The 15,705-nt window shown below is 75.4% G+C and carries 13 protein-coding genes; 7 read left to right on the forward strand and 6 right to left on the reverse strand.

All coding sequences use genetic code 11. From position 1 onward, the window contains the following. Nucleotides 1-190 precede the first annotated feature (190 nt). The 3 genes from ABD345_RS11300 to coaE all read left to right on the forward strand — a co-directional run bounded on the left by ABD345_RS11300 (nucleotide 191) and on the right by coaE (nucleotide 3,726). Nucleotides 191-2,296, forward strand: a complete 2,106-nt coding sequence (locus tag ABD345_RS11300) for an MMPL family transporter (RefSeq protein WP_344551851.1) — start codon at nucleotides 191-193, stop codon at nucleotides 2,294-2,296. A 56-nt stretch (nucleotides 2,297-2,352) separates the two neighbouring features. Then, nucleotides 2,353-2,997, forward strand: a complete 645-nt coding sequence (locus tag ABD345_RS11305) for an MBL fold metallo-hydrolase (RefSeq protein WP_344551852.1) — start codon at nucleotides 2,353-2,355, stop codon at nucleotides 2,995-2,997. Between the two features lie 132 nt (nucleotides 2,998-3,129). Beyond that, a complete protein-coding gene (coaE, locus tag ABD345_RS11310; RefSeq protein ID WP_344551853.1) occupies nucleotides 3,130-3,726 on the forward strand; it encodes a dephospho-CoA kinase in 597 nt (198 codons plus the stop codon). A gap of 7 nt (nucleotides 3,727-3,733) precedes the next feature. On the opposite strand, the gene ABD345_RS11315 is transcribed toward coaE, so the two are convergent. After that, entirely contained in the window at nucleotides 3,734-4,339 is a 606-nt protein-coding gene (locus ABD345_RS11315) for a hypothetical protein (RefSeq protein ID WP_344551854.1), read from the reverse strand. Between the two features lie 850 nt (nucleotides 4,340-5,189). Here ABD345_RS11315 and ABD345_RS11325 point away from each other — a divergent pair. Both ABD345_RS11325 and ABD345_RS11330 read left to right on the forward strand, forming a co-directional pair. Further along, a complete protein-coding gene (locus tag ABD345_RS11325) occupies nucleotides 5,190-6,566 on the forward strand; it encodes a helix-turn-helix domain-containing protein (RefSeq protein ID WP_344551855.1) in 1,377 nt (458 codons plus the stop codon). 88 nt (nucleotides 6,567-6,654) lie between these two features. Beyond that, entirely contained in the window at nucleotides 6,655-7,146 is a 492-nt protein-coding gene (locus ABD345_RS11330; RefSeq protein WP_344551856.1) for a toll/interleukin-1 receptor domain-containing protein, read from the forward strand. A 254-nt stretch (nucleotides 7,147-7,400) separates the two neighbouring features. On the opposite strand, the gene ABD345_RS11335 is transcribed toward ABD345_RS11330, so the two are convergent. Together ABD345_RS11335 and soxR are read right to left on the reverse strand one after the other, a co-directional pair. Further along, nucleotides 7,401-8,249, reverse strand: coding sequence for an SAM-dependent methyltransferase (locus ABD345_RS11335; protein WP_344551857.1), 849 nt, complete (start codon nucleotides 8,247-8,249; stop codon nucleotides 7,401-7,403). 91 nt (nucleotides 8,250-8,340) lie between these two features. Next, a complete protein-coding gene (gene soxR, locus ABD345_RS11340) occupies nucleotides 8,341-8,838 on the reverse strand; it encodes a redox-sensitive transcriptional activator SoxR (RefSeq protein WP_344551858.1) in 498 nt (165 codons plus the stop codon). A 67-nt stretch (nucleotides 8,839-8,905) separates the two neighbouring features. Between soxR and ABD345_RS11345 the strand changes: the two genes are divergently transcribed. Then, nucleotides 8,906-9,613: a transketolase gene (locus ABD345_RS11345; protein WP_344551859.1), complete on the forward strand. Its 708-nt coding sequence runs from the start codon at nucleotides 8,906-8,908 to the stop codon at nucleotides 9,611-9,613. A 43-nt stretch (nucleotides 9,614-9,656) separates the two neighbouring features. Next, on the forward strand, nucleotides 9,657-10,547 hold the full coding sequence (locus tag ABD345_RS11350) for a transketolase family protein (protein ID WP_344551944.1): 891 nt from the start codon (nucleotides 9,657-9,659) through the stop codon (nucleotides 10,545-10,547). Between the two features lie 50 nt (nucleotides 10,548-10,597). Here the strand turns inward: ABD345_RS11350 and treZ are convergent, their stop codons facing one another. From treZ to ABD345_RS11365, 3 genes are all read right to left on the reverse strand, one after another. Next, nucleotides 10,598-12,334, reverse strand: a complete 1,737-nt coding sequence (gene treZ, locus ABD345_RS11355; RefSeq protein WP_344551860.1) for a malto-oligosyltrehalose trehalohydrolase — start codon at nucleotides 12,332-12,334, stop codon at nucleotides 10,598-10,600. Continuing rightward, nucleotides 12,334-14,724 (reverse strand): malto-oligosyltrehalose synthase, encoded by a 2,391-nt coding sequence (treY, locus tag ABD345_RS11360; RefSeq protein WP_344551861.1) that lies wholly within the window; start codon nucleotides 14,722-14,724, stop codon nucleotides 12,334-12,336. The genes treZ and treY overlap by 1 nt, the downstream gene beginning before the upstream one ends. Before the next feature lie 62 nt (nucleotides 14,725-14,786). After that, entirely contained in the window at nucleotides 14,787-15,629 is an 843-nt protein-coding gene (locus tag ABD345_RS11365; RefSeq protein ID WP_344551862.1) for an SDR family oxidoreductase, read from the reverse strand. Nucleotides 15,630-15,705: the final 76 nt, after the last annotated feature.

Raw genomic sequence — 15,705 nt, forward strand, 5'->3', positions numbered from 1 at the left:
AGGGAATTGTGAGATGAGGCTCATCGTCCGTCTATAGGACGAAAGCGTGGTCACGCATACATTGAGGGGACTTGTCCGAAAGGCTCCCCGCATGCGCAGCTCCCGCTCCACCGCAGCAGAGGTCCAGGTCTCCCAGGTTCCCGGCCGGTTGGCCGCTCTGGGGCGAGTGTGTTTCCGGCACCGTCGTTGGGTGTTGGCGTTCTGGGCGCTGGTGCTCGCGGTGGGGGTGGTGATCGGCGGGCGGGTGTTCGAGGGGTCGGTGGCGTCGACCGGCAGCGGGGGGTCGGAGTCGGCGGCGGGCAGCGCCGTCGTGCAGGCGGCGGACCCGGTGCGGGGCACCGTGACCGCCGTGGTGGACGGGCCCGAGGTGGGCGGCGCCGGCGTGCGGGCGGCGGTCGAGCGGGCGAGCGCGGAGGTGGCGGAGCTGCCGGGCGTGGTCTCGGTGGCGGACACGTACGCGACGGGCGGGCAGCTGACCGCGGGCGACGGCAAGGCGTCGCTGGTGAACGTGCGGATGGCGGACGGGTCGACGGCCAAGCAGCTGGCGGCGGTCACCGACCGGCTGGAGCGGATCGACGCGGACGGCGCGCACACCGTGGTCGGCGGCGATCTGGTGCTGCAGCAGGAGGTCAAGGACCAGACCGCGAAGGACACCCGTTTCGGCGAGATCGTCACGCTGCCGTTGACGCTGATCGTGATGGTGCTGGTGTTCGGCGGCCTGGCCGCGGCGGGCCTGCCCGGCATCGGGGCGATCGCCTCGGTGGGCGGGGCGCTGCTGGCGATGTTCGGTTTCAGCCGGATCATGGACATCGACACCTCGGTGCTGCCGATCGCCACCGTGCTGGGCCTGGGCCTGTCGATCGACTACGCGCTGCTGATGGTGAACCGGTTCCGGGAGGAGCGCGGCCACGGCGCGGACATCGCGCAGGCGGTCGAGCGGACGGCGGCCACGGCCGGCCGGACGGTGGCGTTCTCCGGCCTGACGGTGGCGGTCGCGCTGAGCGGGCTGTTCGTGTTCACCAGCCCGGTGTTCCGGGCGGTCGCGGCGGCGGGCGTCAGCGTGGTGGTGATCGCGGTGGCGGCGGCGCTGACGCTGGTGCCGGCGCTGCTGGGCTTCATGGGGTCGAAGATCAAGGCGCCGACCGCGCCCGTCCCGGACGAGGGCTTCTTCTCCCGGACGGTGCGCCGGGTGCAGCGCCGGGCGGTCCCGGTGATGCTGGCCTGCGTGGCGCTGCTGCTGGCGGCGGGCGCGCCGTTCCTGGGCTCGGAGTTCCGCAACTCGGGCGCCGACGTGCTGCCGAAGAGCTTCGCGTCCCGGCAGGTCGCCGAGACCGTCGAGGCGCGCTTCCCGAACCAGGCCCCGGCGGCCGTCCAGGTGGTCGTCGAGGGCTCGTCGCAGCAGGCGCAGCAGTACGCGGACCGGGTGGTCTCGCAGCTGCCGGGCGTGGCGGGCGTCCGGGCGGTGACACCGGTCTCGGACCGGGTGCAGACCGTGGACGTGCTGGTGAACGGCGACCCGCAGGGCGCGGAGGCCAAGAAGGTGGTCGGCGAGCTGCGGGCGGAGCGCGGCGGGCTGGACACGTACGTGACGGGCGACGCGGCCTCGCTGGTGGACTTCCAGCACGAGATCGGCTCGCGCGGGCCGTGGGCGCTGGCCCTGGTCGCCGCCGGGACGCTGGTGCTGCTGTTCATGATGACCGGCTCGGTGGTGCTGCCGGTGAAGGCGCTGCTGATGAACGTGCTGTCGCTGGGGGCGTCGCTGGGCGCGCTGACCCTGGTGTTCCAGCACGGGTACTTCAGTTCGCTGCTCGGGTTCACGCCGACCGGCGGCCTGGAGACGGTGATCCCGGTGCTGGTGTTCGCCTTCGCGTTCGGGCTGTCGATGGACTACGAGGTGTTCCTGCTCTCCCGGATCAAGGAGCTGCACGACCAGGGGTACGACTGCGCGAAGTCGGTGGAGCTGGGCCTGCAGCGCAGCGGCCGGATCATCACCTCGGCCGGGCTGCTGATGGTGATCGTGTTCGCCGGGTTCGCCGCCGGGCAGATGCTCATGGTCAAGCAGATGGGCATCGCGCTGGCCGTCGCCGTCGCGGTGGACGCCACCCTGGTCCGGACCCTGCTGGTGCCCGCCACCATGACCCTGTTCGGCCGCCTCAACTGGTGGGCGCCCGCCCCGCTGCGCCGCCTGCACCGGATCATCGGCCTGCACGAACACGTCGAACTGCCGCCGCTGCGCCCGGTGGTGCTGCCCGTGCCCCGGCTGGTGAAGCCGCGCGGCCTGGTGGGCACGCCTTAGGCCCTCTCCGGCCGGGCCCCCTCCGGCCCGCCCTGGACCGGTCGTACGCTGGCCGCATGCGACTGACGAAGTACGGCCACGCCTGCGTCCGGATCGAGCACGCCGAGGGGGCGGTGCTGATCGACCCCGGCATGTTCTCCGGCCCGGAGGTGGTGGCGGGCGTGAGCGCCCTGCTGATCACCCACGAGCACGCCGACCACTTCACCGAGGGGCAGGTCCGGGCCGCCGTCGAGGCCAACCCGGGCCTGCGGGTGTACACCAACTCCTCGGTGGCCCGGCAGCTGGACGGCATCGGCGCCAAGGTCACGGTGGTCGGCGACGGCGACGCGTTCGACCTGGACGGGCTGCCGGTCACGGTGCACGGCGAGTGGCACGCGGAGATCCACGCCGACATCCCGCGGATCCCGAACATCGGCTTCCTGCTGGGCGGCCGGGCCTTCCACCCGGGCGACGCGCTGACCGTCCCGCCGGACACCGTGGACACCCTGCTGCTGCCGCTCGGCGCGCCCTGGCTGCGGGCCGGCGAGCTGGTCGACTACCTGCGCGACGCCCGGCCCCGGCAGGCGGTGGCGATCCACGAGGCGACGCTCAGCGAGGCCGGGCAGGCCATCCACGGGCGGCTGCTCGGCCCGCAGGGCCCGGGCACCGGCGGCGTGGAGTACCGGACGCTGGCCGCCGGGGAGTCCCTGGACCTGGCCTGACCCCGGCTGACCCACTCCGGAGTCGGCCCGGACCCGTTCCGGCGCCGGGAAACGGGCACCGCCGCCCGCCGCCCGCCGCCCGCCGCCCGCCCTCCCCGGTCCCGCCGCCGCCCGCCCCGGTAGCCTGACGGCATGCTGAGGATCGGACTGACCGGCGGGATCGGCGCGGGCAAGAGCGAGGTCTCCCGCCAACTGGCCGCGCGCGGCGCGGTGATCGTCGACTCGGACGTGATCGCCCGCGAGGTGGTCGCCGCCGGGACGCCCGGACTGGCGGCCGTCGCCGCCGGGTTCGGGCCCGGCGTGCTGCTCCCCGACGGCACGCTGGACCGTCCCGCGCTGGGCCGGGTGGTGTTCGCCGACCCGGTCCGGCTGGCGGAGCTGAACGCCATCGTCCACCCGCTGGTCCGGGCCCGCTCCGCCGAACTGGAGGCCGCCGCGGGCCCGGACGCGATCGTGGTGCACGACGTCCCGCTGCTCGCCGAGAACGGCCTCGCCCCGCTGTACGACCTGGTCGTGGTGATCGACGTCCCGGACGCGGAACGGCTGCGCCGCCTGGTCGAACTGCGCGGCATGGCCGAGGACGAGGCCCGGGCCCGGATGGCCGCCCAGGCGAGCCGCGAGGAGCGCCTGGCGATCGCCGACCTGGTCCTCGACAACAGCGGCGACCTGGAGCAACTGACCGATCGCGTCGACGGGTTGTGGCGGGAACTGGAGCGCCGTCGGTCCTGACGGCCGGTCAGGGCAGCAGGTTGAACACCGTGTCGCTGTACTTCGTGCCGGTGCCGGCCTGGGCGCGCAGGTAGGTGTTCTTGTCCTGGTAGTCCTCCAGGTCGGACGGGATGGACACCTCGACCGAGAAGGCGCCGGCGGAGTCGGACTTGGTGTCCCGCAGGTCCCGGTGCTGGTACTCCAGACCCTCGGTCTTGACCACGAAGGAGACCCGGATGACCGTGTCGGGCGGGAACCCCTGCCCGGTGAGCACCGTCCGCGTCCCGCCGCGCCCGGTGTCCGGCGAGGCCAGCAGCACCCGGGCGGCGCTCGCGGCCGGGCCGGTCGGCACCCCGCTGGGCAGGGCGTCGACGGGCGGCGCGGTCGCCGGCGGGGCGGCGGCCGTCGCGGTCGCCGTGACGGTGACCGTCACGGTCGGCTGCGGCCCGCCGTCGGGGGCGGCCTGCGACTGGGTGAGGTAGCCCCCCGCGAACCCGGCGCCCAGGGTGGCGACGCCCACCAGGGCGGTCACCACGGCGCTCCAGCCCTGCAGGTCGAGCCGGCGGGACGGCGGTGCGGGCGGCGGAGCGGTCGGGTACGGCGGCGTCCCGTCGGGTGAGGTCGGCGCGGTCAAAGAGATCCCCCGTGCTGATCGGCGAAGTCCTGGTTACCACAGTGCGGCGTTTCGTGTCCCGATCGGTTCGTCCCCGTACGGGTGTCCCGGGCAAACGCCCCGGGCCCGTTCCACGGCGCGTCCGCCCCGCAGCGCGCCGCCGGGTGCGGGGCGTTGACCGGGGCGCGATGGTGGACGGGGGAGCGCGCGGGCCCGGACGGGCCGCTGCGGGACGGTGACGGGAAGCCGGTGCTGCTGGGTCCCGGGAGGAGAACGACCGCGCTGCCGTGCGGGCCGCACGGCAAGTGGGTGGTGCTCGGCCGGTGGCTGCCGGTGCTGCTGGTGGCCGCCCGCTGCTGCGGGCGGTGGTCGCGCCGCTGGCGCTGTCGTACGCGGCGGCGCTCGGCATCAGCGCGTTCTCCTTCGCGCACGTCTTCCGCGTCGAGGGCCAGGACCGGGCGTTCCCGATCCTGGCCGCGACCTTCGCCGTCCTCGGCACCCTCCCCGTCGTGGGCTTCGCCGAGATCGGCTTCGCGGTCGCCCTCGGCGCCCTGCTCGACACCCTGGTCGTCCGCTCGGTGCTGGTCACCGCCCTCACCGCCGACCTCGACCACCGCACGTGGTGGCCCGGCCGCCTCGCCCGCGCCGGGCCCGGGTCGCCGCCGCCAACCGGTGCCGGTCGCCCGACAGGGGCCGAGGGGCGCCCGGCCGGGTGGCCTGCCAGCGGAATTGGCAACGGGAAACCGTTCCGTAACGCTCCGGAAGCGATCAGTCGCATGCCAAGATTCCCTCGGAGCGCCGGGGAGCGCTCCCGAACCGCACATCCCGCGCACCCGTCCGTGCCAGGGACGTACCCAGGGGGTGATTTGGCATGCTCGCGTCTCGTCGCTTCGGGGCCGAACTGCGCCGGCTGCGCGAGGAGAACGGCCTCTCGCTCGAAGGGCTCGCCCGACAACTCAGCTACAGCAAGGGCTACTTGAGCAAGGTCGAGAGCGGCCAGCGGAAAGCCTCCCAGGAACTCGCCCGCCGCTGCGACGCCCTGCTCGGCGCCGAGGGCCGCCTCCAGCAACTCGCCGTCCGCCCCGTCCCCGCCCCGGCCGCCGACCGCACCGCACCCGGCGACTGGCCCCGCATCCACCCCGGGGGCGCCGGGGACGGGAGCGGCGGCGCGGAGGGCGGGAGCGCTCCCGCCCGGGCGGGCCGGCGCGGCGGCCGCCCCGGGGACGAGAACCGCCCGGCGGACGCCCCCGGCACCCCCTATGCGGCCCACGCCTCCTACGCGCCCCTCGCGCCCCTCTCACCCCTCGCGCCCGAGTCGGTCGGCGACCCCTTCCCGCACCGCCCCACCGCGCTCGACCCCGCCGTCCCGGCCCTGCTGCGCGCGCAGCTCACCCAGTACCGGGCGCTCGGCCAGCACCTCGACCCGGTGCTGCTCGTCCCCGCCCTGCAGATGCAGAGCGAGACCGCCGTCCGGATCGCGCTGCGCTGCGACGGCCGCTCGCGCGCCGAACTGCTGCTGATCGCCGCCCACTTCATCGAGTTCGGCGGCTGGATGGCCCAGGAGGCGGGCGACCGGCACACCGCCCTCGCGCACACCGAACGGGCCGTCGAACTCGCCCGGGCCGGCGGCAACCGCCACCTCGCCGGGTACGCGCTGGTCCGCCGCGCCCTGATCACCTTCTACGCCGGGGACGCCGCCGCCACCGTCGCGCTCGCCACCGCCGCCCAGGACCGCCGCCTGCCGCCGCGCATCCGCGGCCTCGCCGCACTCCGCGAGGCCCAGGGCCACGCCCTCGGCGGCGACCGCAACCGCTGCCTGCGCGCCCTGGAACGGGCCGAGGTGCTGCTCGCCACCGCCGCCGCCGACCACGACGGCGGCCCGGTGATCGGCAGCGCCAACGTCGCCGACCCCGCCGCGATGACCACCGGCTGGTGCCTGTTCGACCTCGGCCACGCCCGGCGCGCCGCCGAGGTCCTCGACCGCGAGTACGACCGCCTCCCGCCGCACGCCACCCGGGCCCGGATCCGCTACGGGCTGCGCCGCGCCCTGGCCCACGCCGGCGCCGGCGAGGCCGAGCACGCCTGCGCCGTCGCGGCCGAACAGCTCGGCGCGCTGGCCGACGTCCCCTCCGCGACGGTCGCCACCGACCTGCGCCGGCTCGACCGCGAACTGCGGCGCTTCCGGGCCAGCCGGACGGTGCGCGCGTTCCAGCCCGTGCTGCTCCGGGCGATCACCGGCGGCTGCTGACCGCCCCGGCCCGTCCCCCGCACCACCGTTTCCCTCCTCCCGGGCGGGTCCGCCGCCGGGACACCCCGCACAGAGAGGTCGACGCACCATGCCCGCGATCTTCGTGAACTACCGCACCGGAGACCAGGAGGCGGTCGCCGCGCTGCTCGACCACGGACTGTCCTACCGGTTCGGCAGCGACCGGGTGTTCCGGGCGAGCAAGTCCATCGCCCCCGGCCGCCACTACCCGAGGGAGATCATCGCCGGGGTCCGCAGCTGCGCGGTCCTGCTCGCGGTGATCGGCCCCCGCTGGTTCGACGTGCCGGGCCGCGACGGCCGCCCCGCCGTCGAGGACCCCGGCGACTGGCCGCGCCGCGAGATCGCCGAAGCCTTCGCCGCCGGAGCCCTGGTCGTCCCGGTCCTGGTCGGCGACACCCCCAGGCTCCGCCCCGAACGCCTCCCCGAACCGCTGGCGCCCCTCGCCGACTGCCAGCACCGCCGCCTCGACCTGCGCAGCTCGCACACCGACCTGGCCCGTATCGCCGACGAACTCGCAGCGCTGATACCGGAGCTGGCCGCCCACGACACGGCCCGCGTCTGACCGGGAGCACCACCGGGGGCTCGGCAGTGCGCGCATCCAGGGGCTCGGGGAACGGCGAGAGCCCCGCCAGGGGCTCGGGGAACGGCGAGGCCGTGGCTGCAGCGGGTTCACTGCCGTTGCGTGCGTCTGCTTCGGGTTCTGTTCACGGCACGCAGCAGCACGGACACTTCGATGGGCTCCGGCCGTCAGCAGCATCGACCCGCCGTTCCCCGGGCCCCTGGTGGTTGCTCTCCCGGATCCTCGCGATCCGCCCGTCAGGGCTTGCGGGCGACGCCGGCCCAGATGGCGACCTCGTGGTCGGTGTCCTGCGGGGCCTGGTCGGGGCGCCAGAGCGGGGCGGTGACCAGGCCGGGCTCCAGCAGTTCGAGGCCGTCGAAGAAGCGCAGCACCTGTTCGCGGCTGCGCATGCTGAGCTGCGCGCTCGCCGACCTGTAGGCGGCGGGGCCCTTGGCGGCCTCCTGCGGGGGAGCGAAGTCGCCGGTGGCGTGCGAGAGGGCGAGGTGGCTGCCGGAGGGCAGGGCGTCGACCAGGGTGCGGACGATCCCGTACGGGTCGTCGGCGTCGTCGATGAAGTGCAGGATCGCGAACAGCTGGAGGGCGACCGGCTGTTCGAGGTCGAGCAGCTCGCGGACGGAGGGGTCGGCGAGGATCGCCTTCGGGTCGCGCAGGTCGGCCTGCAGGACGCTGACCGTGCCGGGGCGGGCGCCGGCCAGCAGGGCCCGGCCGTGCACCAGGACGATCGGGTCGTTGTCCAGGTAGGCGACCTTCGCGGCGGGGTCGACGGCCTGGGCGATCTCGTGGGTGTTCCCGGCCGAGGGGATGCCGGTGCCGATGTCGAGGAACTGGCGCACGCCCTGCTCGGCGAGGGTGCGCACGGCCCGCTGCAGGAACGCCCGGTTGGCCCGGGCGCTGATCCGCACCAGCGGGCTGATCGAGAGGACCTGGTCGGCGGCGGCCCGGTCGGCGGGGAAGTTGTCCTTGCCGCCGAGGTAGTAGTCGTACATCCGGGCCGGGTGCGGGATCTCGGGGCGCAGTTCGGCGGACGGCGGCGGCTCCTGGCCGCCGGACATCCAGTCGAGCGCGATTTCCTGATGGTCGGTCATGTCTGGCTCCCCCGTCGGTGGAACGCGTTTTCGGGGGCAGCATAGACGGCCCGGCGGGGGGGTGCGGCGGCCGCCCGGGGAAAGGGGCGGATCAGCTCTCCGCGTCCGGGTCGGGCCCGGGTTCGGGGCCGGTGTCCGGGTCGCGGGTGAGCAGGTAGCGGGCGCCCGGTCCGGCGGCGCCGGCCCGGTCGGCGGCGTTGTAGAGGCCGCAGCGGGTCAGGGAGAGGCAGCCGCAGCCGATGCAGCCGGTCAACTTGGCGCGCATCAGCTGGAGTTCGGCGATCTGCCGGTCGATCCGGTGCTGCCAGGCGGCGGCCACGGCGTCCCACTGGCGGGTGCTGGGGGCGCGGTCCTCGGGGAGCCGGGCGAGTGCGGCGCGGGCCTCGTCGAGGCTGAGCCCGACCTGCTGGGCGGCCCGGACGAAGGCGATCCGGCGCAGCGCGGAGCGGGGGTAGCGGCGCTGGTTCCCGGCGGTGCGGGTGGAGTGGATCAGCCCGAGGCTCTCGTAGTAGCGCAGCGCGGAGGCGGCCAGGCCGCTGCGTTCGGCGAGCTGGCCGATGGTGAGGACGTCGTGCCGGGTGGGTGCCATGGCCGTCCAGGGTACCGGGGAGCGTCCGCTTGACTTCAAGCGCGCTTGAAGTCGGAGGCTGTTCCCCATGACGAGCGAAGCGACCCGCACCCTCGGCGGCGGGTACACCGACCTGCCGCACCTGATCTCCCTGATGACCGGCGACGAGAAGCACTCCCCGGCCGCGAACTCCACCCTGGACGCGCTGTGGGTGCTGTACGACCGGGTGCTGGACGTGCGCCCGGAGAACGCGGACGCGCCGGAGCGGGACAGGTTCCTGCTGTCCAAGGGCCACGGCCCGATGGCGTACTACGCGGTGCTGGCCGCGAAGGGCTTCTTCCCGGTGGAGCTGCTGCACAGCTTCGGCGCGTACGACTCGCCGCTGGGCCACCACCCGGACCGGCTGCTGGTGCCCGGCGCGGAGATCGGCTCCGGTTCACTGGGCCACGGCCTGCCGCTGGCGGTGGGCACCGCGCTGGGCCTGCGGGCGCAGGGGCTGGAGCGCCCGGCGGTGTGGGTGCTGATCGGGGACGCCGAGTTCGACGAGGGCTCCAACCACGAGGCGGTGGCCTTCGCGGGGGCGACCGGCCTGGACCGGCTGCACGTCCTGGTGATCGACAACTCCTCGGCCACGCACGGCTGGAGCGGCGGCATCGCGCCCCGCTTCGCCGGTGAGGGCTGGTCGACGGCCACCGTCGACGGCCGCGACCACGAGCAGCTGTACCGGGCGTTCACCGCCCCGCACCCGGGCCGCCCGCACGCGGTGGTGGCCCGCACCGAGCCCAAGTACAGCTGAGAGCAGGGGAGAAGAGACCGTGTACAGCACCCACGAGCCGACCATGCGCGAGCAGTTCGCCACCACCGTCACCGAGTTGCTGGAGCGCGACCCGCGCACCGCGCTGGTGCTCGCCGACATCGGGGTCGCGCAGTTCCCCGGGGCGGCCCGCGCCCACCCCGACCGGGTGGTCAACGTCGGCATCCGCGAGCAGCTGCTGATCGGCGTCGCGGGCGGCCTGGCGCTGACCGGGATGCGCCCGATCGCCCACACCTTCGCCAGCTTCCTGATCGAACGGCCCTTCGAGCAGGTCAAGTTGGACCTGGTGCACCAGGGCGTCGGCGCCGTCCTGGTGTCCGCCGCGGGCTCCTACGACTGGCCGGCCGGCGGCCGCACCCACATGTCCCCGGGGGACGTCGCCCTGCTCGACACCCTGCCCGGCTGGCACGTGCACGTCCCCGGCCACCCCGCCGAGGCCGACCTGCTGCTGCGCCACGCGGTCGCCGCCGGCGACACCCTGCAGTACGTCCGGCTCTCCGCCCACCAGAACGCCGAGCCCCGCCCGGTCGCGCCCGGCAGGTTCCTGACCGTCCGCCAGGGCTCCCGGCTGGCCGGCACGGTGCTGGCGGTCGGCCCGATGCTGGACGCCGTGCTGGCGGCCACCGAGACGCTGGACGTGACGGTGCTGTACGCGGCCACCGTCCGCCCGTTCGACGCGGCGGGCCTGCGCGCGGCGCTGGGCGAGCGGGCCGACGTGGTGCTGGTGGAGCCGTACCTGGCGGGCACCTCCGAGCGGGCGGCGCACCAGGCGCTGGCCGACCTGCCGCACCGGGTCCTGGCGCTGGGCGTGCCGGTGGCCGAGCACCGGCACTACGGTTCGGTCCCCGAGCACCTGGCCGCCTACGGCCTCGACGCCGCCGGGCTGCGCGCCCGGATCGCCGAGTACCTCTGGTGACGGCGGCGGCAGGGACGGCGGCGGCAGTGACGGCGGCGGTGCGCAGCCGCTCAGGCGGTGCGCACCACCGCCACCGCGTCCGGCCCGAGCAGCACCGCGCCGCCCGGACCGGCCGCCACCTCGCCGAACGACGCCTCCAGCGCGGCGAGTTCGCCCTCCAGCGGGACGGGCAGCGGCTGCGCCCCGCCGCCGAGCCGCACCAGCACCCGGTAGCGGCCGCGGTGCACCACCAGCCACCCGGCGGCCGCGTCGTGGCGGACCAGGACGGCCGCCAGGTCGCCGTCCGCCAGCTCCGGGGCGGCCCGCCGCAGTCGGATCAACTCGCGGTACCAGGCGAGCAGTTCGGCGTGCGGGGCGCGCCGCGGTTCGGACCAGTCCAGGGTGGAGGCGCGCACCGTGTCGGGGCTCTGCGGGTCCGGCACGTCCTCGGCCCGCCAGCCGTGCCCGGCGAACTCCCGCCGCCGCCCCTGCCGGACGGCCTCGGCCAGCTGCGGGTCGGTGTGGTCGGTGAAGTACTGCCAGGGGGTGCCCGCGCCCCACTCCTCGCCCATGAACAGCATCGGCGTGAACGGCGAGGTCAGCACCAGCGCGGCCGCCGCGGCCAGCCGCCCCGGCGGCAGCGACGCGGAGAGCCGGTCGCCGGTGGCCCGGTTGCCGACCTGGTCGTGGGTCTGCGCGTAGCCCAGCAGCCGGTGCCCGCGCTCGGCCGGGAACGGGCGGCCGTGCGAGCGGCCCCGGAACGAGGACCAACTCCCGTCGTGGAAGAAGCCCTTGGTCAGCGTCTTGGCCACGGCCGCGTACGGGTCGGCGGCGAAGTCCGCGTAGTAGCCCTGGGATTCGCCGGTCAGCAGGCAGTGCAGCGCGTGGTGGAAGTCGTCGCTCCACTGCGCGTCCAGGCCCTGCCCGCCCGCCTCCCGGGCGGTGGTGGTGCGCGGGTCGTTCAGGTCGGACTCGCCGACCAGGAACAGCGGACGGCCGGTCGCCTGCGCCAACTTCCCTACCTCGGAGGAGAGTTCCTCCAGGAAGTGGCGGGCCCGGGTGTCCACCAGGGCGTGCACCGCGTCCAGCCGCAGCCCGTCGATCCGGTAGTCGCGCAGCCAGGACAGCGCGCTGTCGATCAGGAAGGCCCGCACCTCGTCCGAGCCCGGCGCGTCCAGGTTGACCGCCGAACCCCACGGCGTCTGGTGCCGGTCGGTGAAGTACGGGCCGTACTGCGGAAGGTAGTTGCCGGACGGGCCGAGGTGGTTGTGCACCACGTCCAGCACCACGCCCACCCCGCGCCGGTGCGCCGCGTCCACGAACCGCTTCAGCCCGTCCGGGCCGCCGTACGGCTCGTGCACCGCCCACAGGTCGACCCCGTCGTAGCCCCAGCCGGAGCGGCCCGGGAAGGCGCACACCGGCATCAACTCGACGAAGTCCACGCCCAGTTCGACCAAGTGGTCGAGCCTGGCGGCGGCCGCGTCGAACGTCCCCTCCGGGGTGAAGGTGCCCACGTGCAGCTCGTACACCACCGACCCCGGCAGCGGGCGGCCCCGCCAGGCGGTCTCCGACCAGGCGAACGCCGCGTGGTCGACCGGGCGGCTCGGCCCGTCCGGGCCGGAGGGCTGCCGGGTCGAGCGCGGGTCCGGCAACGCCGCCCTCCCGTTCAGCCGGAACCCGTAGTCGCCCTCCGGCGCCTCGCCGCGCCACCAGCCCGGCCGGTCCGGATCGCGCTCCAGCAGGTACGGGATCGCCCCGACCTCGACCTCGACCACCTTGGCGTCCGGCGCCCACACCTGGTACCGCATCACGACCCCTCCGAGAGCAACGCCACCGGCAACTGCCGGAACAGATAGGACAGTTCGACCGGACCGCCGGTGAAGCGGCGCTCCGTCAGCAGGTCCGTCCAGCGGCCCGGCGGCAGCTCCAGCACCGTCTCGCGCCAGCCGCCCGCCCGGTGCAGCCCGTACGGCAGCCGGGTCGCCGCGGACAGCACCCGCTCGCCCCGCCCGAACGCCACCAGGTGCTCCGCCGCCGGGCCGTCCGCCGCCAGCGGCCGGTACGAGCCCAACTCGCCCGCGCGGCGCAGGTGCAGGGCCGTGGTGGTCAGGTGCAGCTTCTCCCGGGCCAGGTCGCCCGGGCGCGGCTCCGGCGAGTCGGTCAGCCGCACCGCCAGCGCGCCCAGGTCCACCGGCGCCCGGTTGTCCGGGTCGACCAGTGTGTACAGCGGCTCCTCGCCGCCCTGGAACACGTCCGGCACGCCCGGCGCCAGCAGGTGCAGCAGCGTCGCCGACAGCGAGTTCACCCGGGCGAACGGCGCGATCAGCCCGGCGAACCCGGCGATCCGCGGACACAGCCCCGGATTGGCCAGCGCCTCCCGCGCGTACCGCTCCAGCCAGCCCTCGAACCCCGCGTCCGGGGCCTTCCACGAGGTGCGCCGCTTCGCCTCCCGCACCGACTTCAGCACCACCGCCAGCAGCCGGTCCTCCGGCAGCGGCCACGCCGCCAGCAGGGTCTGCCACAGCAGCCAGGCCGTCGGGCGGTCCGCGCACGGCCCCGCCGCCAGCGTCCACGCCGCGCACTCCGCCGCCCACACCTCCGGCAGCTCCGCCAGCACCGCGAGCCGGGCCCGGGCGTCCGCGCTGCGCTTGGTGTCGTGCGTGGACAGCGCCGTCATCGCCCCCGGCCACAGCCGCTCCTGGTCGGCGCACCAGCGGTGGAACTCGTCCACCGACACCCCCGGGCGCTCCGGCAGGCCGCCCACCTCGTTCAGCGACAGCAGCGCGTTGAACCGGTAGAACGCGGTGTCCTCCACGCCCTTGGCCGCCACCGCCGACGCGGTCTGCGCGAACCGCCGGCAGAACTCGTCCCGCGCCGCCGACCGCCCCAGCGAACCCAGCGCCAGCGCCCGCACCAGCAGCTCGGTGTCCGAGGCGTCCACCGGGGCCGCCAGCGCCTGGCGGGCCTCCAGCGGGGCCGGCTCGCCCGGCACCACGTACGGCCGGTACACCGGGTACCCGGTCAGCAGGCCCTCCAGCGCCCGGCGCACCGCCAGCGGCGAGTGGTCCGCCAGCTCGGGGCCCTCCGCGCAGATCCGCCCCACCAGGCGCACCAGCCGGTCGGTCTCCGCGGCCAGCGCCCCGCCCGGGGCGACCATCTCGGCCCGCCCGGCCCGGCCCGCCGCCGCCGGGTCCGCCGCCTCGCCGACGTCCCGCCGGTAGGCCGCGAACAGCTTCTCCGCACCCCGCCGGTCGGTCAGCACCCCGTCGATCCGGCGCAGCGCGTCGTACCCCGTCGTCCCCGCGCACGGCCAGTCCGCGGGCAGCGCCTCGTCCCCGGTCAGGATCTTCTCCACCACCGTGTACGCCCCGCCGGTGGCCTCCGCGAGCCGCCGCAGGTAGCCGCGCGGATCGGCCAGCCCGTCCGGGTGGTCGATCCGGAAGCCCGCCAGCACGCCCTCCCGGTGCAGCCGCAGCAGCACCCCGTGCGTCGCCTCGAACACCTCCGGGACCTCCACCCGGACGGCGATCAGGTCGTTCACGGTGAAGAACCGGCGGTAGTTGACCTGCTCGTCCGCCAGCTGCCACCAGCACAGCCGGTACCACTGCCGCTCCAGCAGCTCCGCCAGCGGCAGGCCCTCGGTGCCGGGACGCAGCGGGAACTCGTGCTCGTGGTAGCGCAGCACCTCCCCGTCCACCACCAGCTGCCCCAGCACCGCGCCCAGCCGGTCGCCCAGCAGCGGCAGCAGCAGCCGCCCCCGCTCCGGCGCGTCCACCGGCCCCGGCTGGGCGCCCCAGTCGATGTCGAACCAGGCCGCGAACGGGTCGTCCGGGCCGTTCTTCAGCACCTGCCACAGCGGCCCGTTCAACCGCTCCGGCACCGGCAGCGCCATGTGGTTCGGCACCACGTCGGCGATCAGCGCCAGCCCGTGCGCCGCCGCCTCCGCGGCCAGCGCGCGCAGCGCCCCCTCGCCGCCCAGCTGCTCGCTGATCCGGCTGTGGTCCAGCGTGTCGTACCCGTGCGTGGACCCCGCCACCGCCTCCAGCAGCGGCGACAGGTGCAGGTGCGACACGCCGAGCGCCGCCAGGTACGGCACCGCCCGGCGGGCGTCGTCGAAGGTGAACCCCGGCTGCAACTGGAGCCGGTAACTGGCCGTCGGGGCGTCGGCTGTCTCGGGGCGTGCGGCGGCGGACGTCATACCCGGATGCCTACCCGAGCCGCCCCGCCGCTACCGCCCGCACTGCGCCGAACGGGCCCCGCTCACACCGGATCGGGCTCCGGCGCCCCCTCGCCCGCCAGCGCCCGGGCCGCCGCCAGCTCCGCCGCCGCCCCGGTCAGCGCCGCCTCCACCATCGCGTACGCGTCCGGCCCCACCGGCACCCGCACCGGCCCGGCCGGCGCCGCGACGGCCCGCAGCACCAGCTCCGCGAACGCCTCCGGCCGGTTCAGCCCGGCGTCCCCCGCCATGCCGCGCAGCGCCAGGTGCATCGGCTCCAGCGTCGCCCCGTACTCCGGCAGCTTCACCGCCGTCTCGGCCAGCGAACTCCCGTACGAGGTGGCGAAACCGCCCGGCTCCACCACCGTCACCCGCACCCCGAACGGCGCGGCCTCCGCCGCCAGCGCCAGGCTCATCCCCTCCAGCGCGAACTTCCCCGCCACGTACGCCCCCAGCCCCGGGAAGGCCATCCGGCCGCCCACCGAGGAGACGTTCACCACGTGGCCGCCGCCCTGCGCCCGCATCACCGGCAGGACCAGCCGCGCCAGCCGCCACGGCGCCACCGCCAGCACCTCCAGCTGCTCGCGCAGCTCCTCGTCCGAGACCTCCTCCACCGCCCCGAACAGGCCCACCCCCGCGTTGTTCACCAGCACGTCCACCCCGCCGAAGCGCTCCCGCGCCAGCTCCACCACCGCCGCGCAGTCCGCCGCGCTGCGCAGCTCCAGCCGGGCCGGCACCACCCGCCCCGGGAACTCCGCCGCCAGCGCGTCCAGCGGCGAGGCCCCCCGGCTGGTCGCCACGATCCTGTCCCCGCCCGCCGCCACCGCCCGCGCGAGCGCCAGCCCCAACCCCGACGAACATCCGGTCACCAACCACCGACGAGACACTTCGTACCCCCTCTGATCTGCGGTTTCACCCTGAGGGGGAGGTACCCGCGCCGGAGCGCCCCCAGACCCGAAGGTC

Source organism: Kitasatospora saccharophila (genome assembly GCF_039529925.1).
Classification (GTDB): Bacteria; Actinomycetota; Actinomycetes; order Streptomycetales; family Streptomycetaceae; genus Kitasatospora; species Kitasatospora saccharophila.

Coding starts and splice junctions, on each gene's coding strand:
- ABD345_RS11305 (WP_344551852.1), top strand. CDS start 2,353: ATGCGACTGACGAAGTACGGCCACGCCTGCGTCCGGATCGAGCACGCC.
- coaE (WP_344551853.1), top strand. CDS start 3,130: ATGCTGAGGATCGGACTGACCGGCGGGATCGGCGCGGGCAAGAGCGAG.
- ABD345_RS11325 (WP_344551855.1), top strand. CDS start 5,190: ATGCTCGCGTCTCGTCGCTTCGGGGCCGAACTGCGCCGGCTGCGCGAG.
- ABD345_RS11330 (WP_344551856.1), top strand. CDS start 6,655: ATGCCCGCGATCTTCGTGAACTACCGCACCGGAGACCAGGAGGCGGTC.
- ABD345_RS11335 (WP_344551857.1), bottom strand. CDS start 8,249: ATGACCGACCATCAGGAAATCGCGCTCGACTGGATGTCCGGCGGCCAG.
- soxR (WP_344551858.1), bottom strand. CDS start 8,838: ATGGCACCCACCCGGCACGACGTCCTCACCATCGGCCAGCTCGCCGAA.
- ABD345_RS11345 (WP_344551859.1), top strand. CDS start 8,906: ATGACGAGCGAAGCGACCCGCACCCTCGGCGGCGGGTACACCGACCTG.
- ABD345_RS11350 (WP_344551944.1), top strand. CDS start 9,657: ATGCGCGAGCAGTTCGCCACCACCGTCACCGAGTTGCTGGAGCGCGAC.
- treZ (WP_344551860.1), bottom strand. CDS start 12,334: ATGCGGTACCAGGTGTGGGCGCCGGACGCCAAGGTGGTCGAGGTCGAG.
- treY (WP_344551861.1), bottom strand. CDS start 14,724: ATGACGTCCGCCGCCGCACGCCCCGAGACAGCCGACGCCCCGACGGCC.